We start from the raw sequence: 13,102 nt of genomic DNA on the forward strand, positions 1-13,102 counted from the left end.
ACACCGCAGCTTCTCAGCCTTCTTTTGGTTTTGCGGTAGATTGACGAATCACCAGCTGTGTACTTAAAAAGATGCGTCTGGCGATCCCAGGATTTTCGATGCGGTTATAGAGTAGCTCTAACCCCGTTTCACCCATTTCTTCAGTAAATGCTTGGACTGAAGAAAGGGGTGGAGAGACATAGCGGGACACCGAAATATCGTTGATGCCCATAACACTGATGTCTTCAGGAATCTTGATTCCATGAGCCGTTAACGTATGGATGACCCCGATCGCAAAGGCATCATTGGCTGCCAAAATCGCAGTCGGCAAGCGGTCTTGCCACAAAGCCAAAGCCTGCTCCGTTAATTCTTCCCCCGTTTGGACATCCAACCGACTATTTTCTTTCACGATGAAATAATCCTCATCAAACAGCTGATAATGCTGCATCATATCGACATAGGTGTTGACCGTTGGCGTTTTGTACCGCCGATACCCATACATATTTTGACTTTCCTCGGCGCCGATAAAGGCGATTTTTTGATGACCAAGTCCCATCAAGTGAGAAAGAGCCAACTCCGTTGCTTGCGTAAAATCGGTATTGACAGAATCGTAGTCATCCAGCGGAAAGTTACTGCCAATCACACAGAGGTTGGGGTGTAGCTCATGGAGTTTCTTGACCCGCTCTTCTGTGAACTTGCCGATCGCCAGTAAGCCGTCGACGGACTGGATCACTGACTCATCAAGGTTGGAGATTTTTAACAGATCACAACCCAGTTCGGCGGCGCGTTTTTCCACACCCAAACGAATCGACATATAGTAAATGTCTTCCAATTCTTCATCATCCATCCGCCACTGAACGATCCCGATCGATTTGTTGTGTTTTTTTGGTACATCCACTGGTAGTTCACGCTGCTTTTGCTTGTTTTTGTATTTCGTATAATTTAGTTTTTCAGCTGCCTCGAAAATCTTTCGTTTGGTTTCTTCGGTCACTGAAAGACTAGGATCGTAGTTCAGAACCCGTGATACGGTTGATATTGATACCTCAGCTATGGTCGCTATGTCGGTAATCGTAGCCATAGAATCCCTCCTCCAATGCTTCTCCTCTTCAGTATATTTCTTTTTAGTAAAAAAACCAAGAGAGAAATTGCCCTCAAGTAAAAATTTTACTTTTTTTAGGAAAAACTATTGATTATTTTCCTAAAAAAAAGTATGATTTGAAATGAAGAAAGCGTTTTAAAAATGAGGGTGGCATGAATGAAGTGGATTAATTCGTTATTTATCCTGGGTCTACTTATAGGGTTGACTGCTTGTTCTTCAAATGAAGCAACGCAGACGCAAGCATTTTCCCAAAGCAGCGAAAAGCAATTAAAAGAACGAGCGCTTTGTTATTCTGACGAAGATTTTTCGCAAGGTGTCGTCCCGTTGCATGAATTCGTGAAGCTATCTGGCACCATCGTAAAGAGTGATGCGAAAACAGCAGACATTGAGAAAGGGGATCGATTTATTCTAGAAACAGCGGCTGGACAGTACCAAGTATTCAATGAGCAAAGTCAACAACTGAAACTGCAAGATGTGGTGACGGTCTACGGAGAATATTATGGTTTTATTAAAGCGACATTGATTGAAAGGAAGGATGCGGATGCAATCACAGAAGCTGCAGCAATTGAAAAAGAATAAATTTGAAAGTTATGAAGATGTAGCAGCCGGCTTCAAAACGATCATGGATCAACTCAAACCCGCTTTTGCAAGCAGTCGTCCCGGTCATTTGGCTTTAGGCAGCCATGGGACTGTCTATGAGAAAGAGGTACAGGAACTTGAAGCGTTCTTGCGACCGCTTTGGGGACTCGCGCCTTATCTAACCCAGCAAGAAGATTCATTCATGGAAACCTATCTCTCAGGAATTATTGCTGGTACAGATCCAGAGAGTCCCGATTATTGGGGTGTTGTGGAAGACTTCGACCAACGAATCGTGGAAATGGCTTCGCTAAGTACCTTTTTATTATTAAACAAGGAAAAAACGTGGGATGTTTTCTCCCAACGCCAAAAAGATAATCTCCATGCGTGGCTGATCCAAGTCAATCAACGAGAAATTCCCGCAAACAATTGGCATTTCTTTCGGGTTCTCGTCAATGTAGCCATGAAGCGTTGTGGCAGCAGCTTTTCCCAAGAAAAGATCGATGCTGACTTGGCATTGATCGAGACCTTTTATTTAGGGGAAGGATGGTACTGTGACGGAGTAGCCACTCAAATCGATTACTATGTATCTTTTGCGATCCACTACTATAGTCTTCTGTACTGTCGATTTGTCCCTGAGGATCTTGAAAGGGGAAGGAAGTTCAAACAACGAGCCACCGAGTTTGCTCAAACCTTCAAGCATTGGTTTGCAGCAGGTGGAGCTGCCGTTCCTTTTGGTCGAAGTTTGACGTATCGCTTTGCGCAAGTTTCTTTCTTCAGCGCATTGGTTTTTGCGGATGTTGAAGCATTGCCATGGGGAGAGATCAAAGGGTTGATCAGTCGTCACCTGCATCAGTGGATGCAGCAAGACATTTTTACTTCCGAAGGGATACTGACGGTCGGCTATTCGTACCAGAATCTGATCTTTGCCGAAGGCTACAATGCACCAGGTTCACCTTATTGGGCGTTAAAAATCTTTCTTTTGTTAGCGGTACCAAAGGAGCATCCCTATTGGCAAGCCACCCCAGCGCCATTAGTGATCACTGAAAGAACACTGGCTCATCCCATCAGTAAGAACTTTTATCAACACAATCAAGACTTGACCCATGCCTTGATGTTTCCTGCAGGACAATGTATCAACTATCAAAGTCATGCCAGCAGCAAATATAGCAAATTTGTCTACTCAACGACGTTTGGCAATAGCGTGCCCAAGAGCAATTATTGGTTTTATGAAGGAAATTATGACAACACATTGGCTTTATCAGAAGATGACCATTACTTTCGCACCAAAGGATTGGATCGCCAGTATCAGCTTTTACCTGATCGGATCATTCATGAATGGAATCCATGGGAAGACGTCCAGATAAAAACAACAATCATTCCACTGATAGGCAGTCACCTTCGCATTCATGAGATCAATTCTCAGCGCGCCCTTTCTTTCTATGAGGGTGGGTTTTCATCACCGAAAGAGGCAACTGCCATCACTGAAAAAACCGCAAGCAGCGCTGCGGTACGAACATCGATCGGCTATTCGAAAATCGAGGCGATCGCTGGCTATGAAACGAGCGATGTCATACGAACGGAGCCAAATACGAACCTCTTGTATCCTGCAACGTGGCTGCCGTATTTAACTGCTCAACGACAAGCAGGAAAGCACCTGTTCGTTTCCCTCGTCACCGGCTTGCTTCCACAAGAACAAGAACAAGCAGTGACCGTCGAAGTGACAACAAACAACATTACGATCAATCAATCCGGACATATGATCCAGGTTGAGCGAATAGGAGGAAAAAATGGAAACCAGCTATGACGTACAGCTATCACAATGGGTAGCCGAGCAAATCGACTTCACCGTTAATCAAGTAAGAAAGAATACTAAGACCTTTGACACGTTGGTCCCACCTGCAGCAAGTGAACAGCTTGTCTATCGACCAGAAGCCAACCATGATTGGACGGCGAGTTTTTGGACTGGCATGTTGTTTTTGAGTAAAGAACTGACGGGATCAACAGAATTTGATGAAACCATCGAAAAACAACTGCACTCTTTCCAAGAACGATTGGACCAAAGAATTGGACTAGAAACCCATGATATCGGGTTTTTGTATAGTTTGACTGCGATTGCCGACTATCGAGTGAACGGACGGGAATCTTCGAAAAAACTCGCGATTGCCGCCGCCGATCTATTGATGGCCCGTTACTCACCCAAAGCCCAGATCATTCAAGCGTGGGGCAATCTCGATGATCCGCAACAACGAGGGCGCATCATTATTGATTGCTTGATGAATTTGCCGCTATTGTATTTTGCTTCCCAAATGACGGGGGATGAATCCTACAAACAAGCAGCCTATGCTCATGCCAAGCAGACCCAGAAATACATCGTGCGAGACAACGCCACGACGTACCACACCTATTACTTCGACGTTGAAACTGGAGCGGCGATCGGCGGCAATACCCAACAAGGCTATGCCGATGATTCCTGCTGGGCGAGAGGGCAAGCGTGGGGAATCTACGGATTTACGCTGAGTTACCTTTACACCGGTGATACCAGTTTCTTGAAGACTGCTCAAGACCTTGCGGATTACTTTATTGCTGAATTACCGGCGGACAAGGTCAGTTATTGGGATTTAGTGTTTAACGATGGTAGTCAGGAAGAAAGGGATAGTTCGGCCGCCGCCATCGCAGTCTGTGGCTTGCTAGAACTGGCGAAACATTTACCGATCACGCAGCCAAACCAAGCCGCCTATCAGGAAAACGCCTTGGCGATCTTGGCGTCGTTAGCCCAAAACTATACAACGATCGACCATCCCGAATCAAACGGACTATTGATGCATGGGGTTTATGACAAGAATTCCCTCAAAGGGGTCGATGAATGCATGATCTGGGGCGATTACTATTACATGGAAGCGCTGATGCGGGTGTCACAAAGTTGGTATTCCTATTGGTAGTTTTAGGGGCGACCCTTTAAAAAAATGTTTAATGGAGGAATGAACATGCACTTTTTGAAAAAAGGTTTATTAGCAGTAACGATGTTTGGGACAATCGCAGCCTTGGCAGCGTGTGGAGGCGGAGCGACAGATGATTCCGCTGCTTCTGAAGATGGCGACATCAAATTGACCGTAACCACTTGGAATTACGATACGACACCTGAATTCGAAAAACTATTCCGTGCCTTTGAAGAAGCGAATCCAGGCATTACCGTTGAACCTGTCGATATTGCTTCAGATGATTATGATACCAAGCTAACGACGATGCTCTCTTCAGGAGATACGACAGATATTTTGACCATGAAAAATTTACTTTCTTACTCTAATTATGCGTTGCGGGACCAATTGGTGGATCTCACCGACCATATCGGATCATTGGATATTGCCCCAGCGCAAGAAAGCTATGACATGTATGACGTAGAAGGCAAAACCTATGCACAACCGTATCGGACGGATTTTTGGGTCTTGTATTATAACAAAAAAATGTTCGATGAAGCAGGCTTAGACTACCCATCAAACATCACCTGGGACGAATATGAGGAGCTTGCCAAGCAGCTAACAAAACCAGACGAACAAATTTATGGTGCGTATCAACACACGTGGCGTTCCACTACCCAAGCGATTGCAGCTGCCCAAAATGGCGCCAACTTGATCGATCCTCAATACGACTATTTAGAAGAATATTATGATCGTGCATTGCGGATGCAAGACGAAAAGGCGCAAATGGACTTTGGGACAGCAAAATCAACGAAAGTTACGTACCAATCACAATTTGAAAATGAAAAAGCAGCCATGATGTACATGGGAACTTGGTATATGGGAGCGTTGATGACCAATATCGACGATGGCAAGACAGATGTTGAGTGGGGCATTGCGGAAATGCCGCAAAATGAAAAAGGGGAAGTAACGACATTTGGTTCTCCGACTGCTTTTGCCATCAATAAAAATTCAAAACATCAAGAAGCTGCGCAAAAGTTCTTAGACTTTTGTTCTGGTGAAGAAGGCGCCAAAGTATTAGCAGAAGTCGGTGTCGTTCCTTCGTATAAGACTGACGCCATTGATGAACTTTACTTCTCCCGTGAAGGCATGCCCGCCGATGAAGTATCGAAAAAAGCCTTCAATCCAGAAACCGTCGCGATCGAGTTTCCTGTCGATGAAAATGGACCAGCGATCGACAAAATCTTGCAAGAAGAACATGACTTGATTCTTGTAGGGGACGAAACACCAAAAGAAGGCATTGCGAATATGGAAAAAAGGGTGAAATCTGAAACAGAATAGTCCTAACGAGAGAAGGGACTTGGGCAAAAAAGTTCCTTCTCTTTATTAATGAAAGGGGGCCTGCTGGCAAGCAGCAGGAGACAAATATGGAAATAACCTCAAAATCAAAAGCAGCCAATAAGTTGAAACGCAAAAATACGCTAACCGCGCTGTCTTTTATTGCACCGAACTTTATCGGCTTTTTCTTATTTACCTTAGTGCCCGTTGTGTTCTCATTGATTCTGGCTTTCATGGAATGGGATTCCTTTAGTTCGCCTGAATTTGTGGGAATGAAAAATTTCAGCAAAATGCTAGGGGACGACACCTTTTGGATCTCGTTAAAGAACACCTTTCTCTATACGATTGGCGTCGTTCCATTGACGTTAGTATGTTCCTTAGGCTTAGCGATTTTATTGAATAAAAAAGTACGTGGAATGAAGTTTTTCCGTACGGCCTTCTTCTTTCCTTATGTCACCTCGTTAGTTGCGATCGCTGTCGTGTGGAACATGTTGTTTCACCCAACGATGGGACCAATCAATCAGTTTTTGAAATTTTTTATTGAAAATCCTCCTGGTTGGACCTCCAGCTCTGATTGGGCTTTGACGGCGATCATCATAGTCAGCGTCTGGCGTGGCATGGGGTATTACATGATCTTATACTTGGCAGGGTTACAAAGTGTGCCAAAGGAATTGTATGAAGCGGCTTCGATCGATGGCGCCAACAAGTGGCAGCAGTTTCGCAACGTGACGTTGCCGTCCTTGCGACCTACGACCTTCTTTGTTTCGATCATGCTGGTCATCAACTGTTTCAAGATCTTCGATTTGGTCCAAGTCATGACTGCCGGCGGACCCGGTCGAGCCACCAATGTCTTGGTGTATCAAATTTACAACGAAGCGTTTGTGAAATTTAATTTTGGTTACGCATCTGCGATCGCCATGGTCTTGTTTGTGATCGTTTTGGGCATCACGGTGATCCAGTTTAAGTGGAACCAAAGACAAGAACGGGTGTAAGGAGGGAGTACAGATGGAAAATACACTGAGTAAAAAGAATGTTCAAGCCAAACCAAAACAAAAAGCCAAGCTGTCGGTCGGCAGTGTCTCCTTGATTCTTTTATTAACATTTCTCGCGTTAGTGACACTGATCCCGTTTCTCTGGATGATCTCTGCTTCTTTTAAGACCAATAACGATGTTTTTAGCGTACCGATCCAATGGATTCCAAAAAGTTGGCACCCAGAAAACTATACGGTGATCTGGGATCGCATTCCTTTGCTGACTTTTTTCAAGAACACAGCTTTTTTGAGCATCATCATTACCTTGATCCAATTGTTTACCTCTAGCTTTGCGGCCTATGGGTTTTCGAAGATGCATTTCAAAGGACGCGACCTGTTGTTTCTGACATACATCGGTACGATTGCGATTCCTTGGCAATCCTATATGATTCCTCAGTTCATCATGATGCGCCAGTTCGGGCTGACAGACACGCTTTGGTCTTTGGTCCTCTTACAAGCCTTCAGTGCCTTTGGCGTCTTTTTGTTGAAACAATACTATAGTAGTATTCCTGATTCATTGTGTGAAAGTGCGCGGATCGACGGCTTGAGTGAGTGGGGGATCTATCGAAAAATCATTCTACCACTGACGAAGCCCGCTTTAGCGAGTCTGACCATCATCACCTTCGTCAATACGTGGAACGATTATATGGGACCATTTATCTACCTTTCCTCAACCGAAAACAAAACCATTCAGTTAGGGTTGAAAATGTTTGTCGGCTTATATGATGCCGAGTACGCCCTGATCATGGCAGCATCTGTGGTCTCCATTTTGCCAGTAGCGATCGTCTTTTTAGCAATGCAAAAATACTTCGTAGAAGGAATCGCTACTTCGGGAATGAAAAATTGAGGTGATCAATCATGTTTACCAAACCTACCTTTGAAAACAATCTTTACATGCGGATCTTCCGCTGGCTATATACTGGCTTTGCCCTGAATATCAGTTTTTGGGTCGTGAATACACCCTACACCCTCACGGCAATGTTCTTGGCAGTCGATCCTAGAAACCTCCTTTGGTTTGCGTTGGCACTCTTGCTGATTGGGCCAAGCATGATCAGCCTCCTGGCTGCGATCGATCGCTTTGCAGAACACAAAGACATCGATCCAGTAAAAGATTTCTGCTACTTTTTACGAACCTTTGCCGTGCGCGGGTTTCTCTATTGGCTCATCGGCTGGCTGGGAAGTGTCATTGCGATCGTGGATATTCTGTTTGCGGTTCAATTTGAAAGTGGCAAATGGCTCGTTCCTTTCTTTCTTTTGTTAGGGATGCTTTCCATAGCTCTAAGTATCAACGCTTGGTACTTCCAAGTGCGTAATCCAAAAGCCGCTAAGAAAGATGTCCTGCGTACCGCACTTTTCTTCACTTTGAAAAAATGGCCTGTTAGTTTGTTAGCAACCTTTTTGTTTGTTGCCGTTTTTGTCGCCTTGATTTTGAAGCCGCAATTTGGCTTTACTCTTTTTCCAGTCCTTTTTTTCGGACTCCTTTATTTAAACTTACGGAAATTTCAGATAAAATAGAAAGAAAGTCGTCTACGAATAAAGGAGACGACTTTTTTTAGGAGAAAGGGGGGCTTGAAGATGGCAGAAACAGTCACACTTCAACCGATTACGGAAGAAATGATTGCTGAACTTTGGTCGATCAGCTATGGGCCTAAGGCAGATTTAGAATGGAAAAAATGGGACGGACCGTATTTCCAAGACCCCGTGTTGACGTGGGAAGAATTTCGAACGGGGTTTGGCGCTAGCTGTATCGACAACCCGTTACGTAAAGCGATCAGCTATCAAGGAAGAATCGTAGGGATCGCGACCGCTTATTGGGAAGACAATACCTTGCAGCAGTGGTTGGAATTCGGGATAGCCATCTATGATGCTTCCCTTTGGAATCAAGGCATTGGCAGCCAAGCAATTCGCCAGTGGATCAATGAGTTGTTTGAATCACAGCCTCATATCCAGCGTGTTGGTTATACCACGTGGTCGGGCAATCACCGCATGATGAAACTAGGAGAAAAGCTAGGGATGACCAAAGAAGCCCAGATCCGCAAAGTCCGTTTCTGGGAAGGCACCTATTATGATTCCATCAAGTATGGCATCTTGCGAGAAGAATGGGCACAGCAGAAGTGAAGGTAGGGGATGCGGCAGCCAATGTCGTATTCCTTTTTCTTTTTTACAACAAATCAAAAAAATTTCTAGCATTACAGACAATAACCATGTACTATCTCTATGTAATACTTTATAATAATTCCAATGTACAGATTAGAAATATTTTAAAAAAGTCGGGAATAGCGTTTGAAGTTCATTCTCAATTAGTCTAAAATAGTGAGAAAGAAAAGATACTGGAGGGAAAGAAATGTCAGTTTTAGAAATCAAAAATCTACACGTCCAAATCGAAGATAAAAAGATCTTAAAAGGCGTTGACTTAGTGTTAAAAACTGGAGAGATCCATGCCATCATGGGACCAAACGGTACAGGGAAATCAACCTTGTCCGCTGCCATCATGGGTAACCCGAATTATGAAGTGACAGAAGGGGAAATTTTGTTCGACGGCGAAAATGTCTTGGAAATGGAAGTGGATGAGCGGGCTCGTTTAGGTCTGTTCTTGGCGATGCAATACCCAAGTGAAATTCCAGGCATCACCAATGCGGAATTTATGCGGGCAGCGATCAATGCCAAACGTGACGAAGACGACAAAATCTCTGTCATGGATTTCTTGAAAAAATTAGATGAAAAAATGGATTTATTGAATATGCCAGAAGAAATGGCGGAACGCTATTTGAATGAAGGCTTCTCTGGTGGAGAAAAGAAACGAAATGAAATCTTACAATTGTTGATGCTAGATCCAACCTTTGCGATTTTGGATGAGATCGACTCTGGTCTAGATATTGATGCCTTGAAAGTCGTAGCAAAAGGCGTCAATGAAATGCGCGGCGAAGGCTTTGGCGCTTTGATCATCACCCATTACCAACGTCTGTTAAACTACATCACACCAGACGTGGTTCATATCATGATGGAAGGCCGTGTCGTGATGACCGGTTCGGCAGATTTAGCCAAACGCCTAGAAGCAGAAGGCTATGCTGGGATCAGTAAAGAGTTAGGGATCGACTACAAAGAAGAAGAAGCGTAAGGAGGCAAGGTAAATGGCAAAATTACAGGATTATCTTGAACAAGTCAACGTTTTTTCAGCGTTAAAAGAAGAGCCTGAATGGATGTTGGAATTACGCCAAGCAGCCCTTGCGAAAGTGGATGAACTTGCGTTTCCAAAAATCGAGCGGGTACGTTACGAGCGTTGGCCATTGTTCAATATCGACGAACAAGCACTTGCTGGTGAGTACGCTTTGTCAGAAGAAGAAGTGGCAGGCGCAGTTCCCGCCTTTGACGCGATGGATAACCATCCGACTCTCGTTCAGTTTGATGACACCACCATCTTTGAGCAATTACCGCAAGAGCTGATTGACAAAGGCGTGATCTTCACCGACTTGTTTACAGCAATGAAAGAAGTACCAGAGTTGGTCAATCAATACTACATGACCAAAGCAGTACCAATGGATGAAGACAAAATGACCGCAGCACATGCGGCGTTTATGAATAGCGGCATGTTCTTGTATGTACCAAAAAACGTGGTGATCGAAGAACCCCTTGAAGCGATTTTCTATCACAATGGCAATAGTCAAGCGCATTTCTTCAAACACATTTTGATCGTTGCTGATGAGCACAGTGAGTTCAGCTACTTGGAACGTTTCCAAACCAAAGGCGACCAAGCGAAAAAACTGTCTGGCAATATCGTAGTGGAAGTGATCGCCAAAGCAGGTGCGAAGGTCAAATTCTCTGCGATTGATCAGTTAGGTGTCAACATTACTACGTACATGAATCGTCGCGGCTACGTATTACGAGATGCGATGGTAGATTGGGCAATTGGAGTCATGAATGACGGCGACGTCGTGGCGGACTTTGATTCTGATCTTGTAGGCGAAGGCGCGCATTCGGAAGTCAAAGCGGTCGCCATCAGTGCTGGGCGTCAAACACAAGGAATCGACACTCGTGTTACCAACAAAGCACCGCATTCCATTGGCCATATCCTGCAACACGGCGTCATTAGAGAACGCGGCGTCTTAACCTTTAACGGTATCGGACACATTTTAAAAGGAGCCAAAGGAGCGGACGCGCAACAAGAAAGTCGGGTCTTGATGCTTTCTGACCAAGCCCGGGGCGATGCCAACCCAATCCTTTTGATCGATGAGCACGAAGTAACAGCCGGACACGCAGCCAGTGTGGGACGGGTCGATCCAGAAGAAATGTACTACTTGATGAGTCGTGGGCTGCGCAAAGCAGAAGCGGAACGTTTGGTGATTCGTGGTTTCTTAGGCTCCGTCTTGACCGCGATCCCAGTCAAAGAAGTGCAACAAGAATTGGTTGCCGTTATCGAAGGGAAGTTGCTCGCATGATCGATGCCCAAAAAGTGAAACAAGCGTTTCCCATCTTGGATCAGCTCGTAAATGACGAACCATTGATCTACCTCGACAATGCTGCCACTACGCAAAAGCCAGAGGCGGTGCTGCAGGCGATCACCGATTATTACCATCAAGACAATGCCAACGTTCATCGTGGGGTCCATACCCTCGCAGAACGGGCGACCCATTCCTATGAAGGCGCACGGGAAAAAGTGCGCAGCTTTATCCATGCGAATGAAACGGCGGAAGTGCTGTTTACTCGAGGGACGACCACTGGTTTAAATTGGGTCTCCCGCAGCTACGGCGACCGTTTTGTCAATGAAGGCGATGAAATCGTGATTTCCTATATGGAACATCATTCCAATATCATCCCTTGGCAACAATTAGCAGCCCGAAAAAAAGCTACCTTGAAATATATCCAGCTGACGCCAGAAGGCACCTTGGACATGGAAGATGCCAAGAAACAGATCACAGAAAAAACCGCTATCGTTTCGATCGCTCACGTTTCCAATGTTTTAGGCGTGATCAATCCGATTGCGGAGCTAACCAAATTGGCGCATCAGCACCAAGCCGTCATGGTGGTGGATGGTGCTCAGGCTGTTCCACATATGGCAGTTGATGTCCAAGCACTGGATTGTGATTTCTATGCCTTTTCTGGCCATAAAATGTGCGGACCAACTGGTATCGGTGTCTTGTACGGCAAGCGGCAATGGCTGGATCAGATGGAGCCCGTCGAATTTGGCGGGGAAATGATCGATTTTGTCCATCTGCAAGAAAGCACGTGGAAAGAACTGCCGTGGAAATTTGAAGCTGGTACACCAAATATTGCCGGTGCGATCGGTTTAGGTGCAGCGGTGGATTACTTAACAGAAATCGGCTTAGAAAACATCCACGCCCATGAAGCAGACTTAGCTGCTTACGTTTTGCCAAAACTGCAAGCCATTGAAGGCTTGACCATCTATGGCCCCCAAGAAGCAGCAAAACGCACGGGAGTGATCGCCTTTAATCTAGCTGGCATCCATCCTCATGATGTTGCCACCGCTTTAGACATGGAAGGCATCGCCGTACGGGCAGGTCATCATTGTGCCCAACCCCTCTTGAGCTATTTGCAAGTCCCAGCGACTGCACGGGCCAGCTTTTACCTGTATAATACAAGAGAGGACGCCGATCGACTGGTTGACGCCATCAAGCTGACGAAGGAGTTTTTCCAACATGGCACTAACGAAATTAGATAATTTGTATCGACAAGTCATTCTGGATCATTCCAGCCACCCACATCATCGAGGCACCTTGGATGATTCAACGTACAAAGTCGAATTGAATAACCCTACCTGTGGCGACGTGATCCACTTGGAGCTCGCTGTCGAAGGAGACACCATCAAAGACATCGCGTTTACTGGCGAAGGCTGTTCCATCAGTACCGCCAGTGCATCCATGATGGGGGATGCGATTATCGGTAAGACACTAGCAGAAGCTGGTGAACTATCAGGCTTGTTTTCTGAGCTCGTCCAAGGAAACGACATTCCCCAAAGCGATCGCTTAGGCGATGCTTCCATGCTTGGGGGGGTGGCGAAGTTTCCTGCACGCATCAAGTGTGCGACCTTAGCTTGGAAAGCATTAGAAAAAGCCATTGCTGCCGACAGTACACAAGCATCTGTCAGTCACAGCCACGCCAATGAATCTGACACTGAAGAAACCAGCGAATAGACAACCGCACTA

General features: G+C 45.3%; 13 protein-coding genes. 12 read left to right on the top strand and 1 reads right to left on the bottom strand.

The window, feature by feature from the left end; translation table 11 throughout:
- Positions 1 to 13 precede the first annotated feature (13 nt).
- Positions 14 to 1,057: a LacI family DNA-binding transcriptional regulator gene (locus tag IGJ44_RS02355; protein WP_005232137.1), complete on the bottom strand. Its 1,044-nt coding sequence runs from the start codon at positions 1,055 to 1,057 to the stop codon at positions 14 to 16.
- 177 nt (positions 1,058 to 1,234) lie between these two features.
- Between IGJ44_RS02355 and IGJ44_RS02360 the strand changes: the two genes are divergently transcribed.
- The 12 genes from IGJ44_RS02360 to sufU all read left to right on the top strand — a co-directional run bounded on the left by IGJ44_RS02360 (position 1,235) and on the right by sufU (position 13,090).
- Positions 1,235 to 1,657, top strand: coding sequence for a hypothetical protein (locus IGJ44_RS02360; protein WP_016609650.1), 423 nt, complete (start codon positions 1,235 to 1,237; stop codon positions 1,655 to 1,657).
- On the top strand, positions 1,620 to 3,461 hold the full coding sequence (locus IGJ44_RS02365) for a DUF2264 domain-containing protein (protein ID WP_167826670.1): 1,842 nt from the start codon (positions 1,620 to 1,622) through the stop codon (positions 3,459 to 3,461). Before IGJ44_RS02360 ends, IGJ44_RS02365 begins: the two co-directional genes overlap by 38 nt.
- Positions 3,445 to 4,596 carry a glycoside hydrolase family 88 protein gene (locus tag IGJ44_RS02370; protein WP_016609652.1) on the top strand — a complete coding sequence of 384 codons (1,152 nt, stop codon included), beginning with the start codon at positions 3,445 to 3,447 and terminating at the stop codon, positions 4,594 to 4,596. Before IGJ44_RS02365 ends, IGJ44_RS02370 begins: the two co-directional genes overlap by 17 nt.
- A gap of 45 nt (positions 4,597 to 4,641) precedes the next feature.
- Entirely contained in the window at positions 4,642 to 5,913 is a 1,272-nt protein-coding gene (locus tag IGJ44_RS02375; protein WP_086294521.1) for an ABC transporter substrate-binding protein, read from the top strand.
- Between the two features lie 86 nt (positions 5,914 to 5,999).
- A complete protein-coding gene (locus IGJ44_RS02380) occupies positions 6,000 to 6,902 on the top strand; it encodes a carbohydrate ABC transporter permease (RefSeq protein ID WP_005232126.1) in 903 nt (300 codons plus the stop codon).
- A 13-nt stretch (positions 6,903 to 6,915) separates the two neighbouring features.
- Complete coding sequence (locus IGJ44_RS02385) at positions 6,916 to 7,788, top strand: carbohydrate ABC transporter permease (protein WP_010748766.1); 873 nt, start codon at positions 6,916 to 6,918, stop codon at positions 7,786 to 7,788.
- An 11-nt stretch (positions 7,789 to 7,799) separates the two neighbouring features.
- Positions 7,800 to 8,456 carry a DUF624 domain-containing protein gene (locus IGJ44_RS02390; RefSeq protein WP_167826671.1) on the top strand — a complete coding sequence of 219 codons (657 nt, stop codon included), beginning with the start codon at positions 7,800 to 7,802 and terminating at the stop codon, positions 8,454 to 8,456.
- Positions 8,457 to 8,516: 60 nt separating this feature from the next.
- The gene (locus tag IGJ44_RS02395; RefSeq protein WP_010748768.1) at positions 8,517 to 9,059 is read left to right on the top strand and encodes a GNAT family N-acetyltransferase; all 543 of its coding nucleotides are present in this window, start codon (positions 8,517 to 8,519) and stop codon (positions 9,057 to 9,059) included.
- Between the two features lie 226 nt (positions 9,060 to 9,285).
- Positions 9,286 to 10,059, top strand: coding sequence for a Fe-S cluster assembly ATPase SufC (gene sufC, locus IGJ44_RS02400; RefSeq protein WP_005232112.1), 774 nt, complete (start codon positions 9,286 to 9,288; stop codon positions 10,057 to 10,059).
- A gap of 13 nt (positions 10,060 to 10,072) precedes the next feature.
- Complete coding sequence (sufD, locus tag IGJ44_RS02405; RefSeq protein WP_086299074.1) at positions 10,073 to 11,377, top strand: Fe-S cluster assembly protein SufD; 1,305 nt, start codon at positions 10,073 to 10,075, stop codon at positions 11,375 to 11,377.
- On the top strand, positions 11,374 to 12,618 hold the full coding sequence (locus IGJ44_RS02410) for a cysteine desulfurase (RefSeq protein ID WP_128489715.1): 1,245 nt from the start codon (positions 11,374 to 11,376) through the stop codon (positions 12,616 to 12,618). The genes sufD and IGJ44_RS02410 overlap by 4 nt, the downstream gene beginning before the upstream one ends.
- Entirely contained in the window at positions 12,596 to 13,090 is a 495-nt protein-coding gene (gene sufU, locus IGJ44_RS02415; RefSeq protein ID WP_005232105.1) for a Fe-S cluster assembly sulfur transfer protein SufU, read from the top strand. Before IGJ44_RS02410 ends, sufU begins: the two co-directional genes overlap by 23 nt.
- Positions 13,091 to 13,102: the final 12 nt, after the last annotated feature.

This window comes from Enterococcus sp. DIV1368d, assembly GCF_050542975.1.
Taxonomy (GTDB): Bacteria; Bacillota; Bacilli; order Lactobacillales; family Enterococcaceae; genus Enterococcus_D; species Enterococcus_D casseliflavus.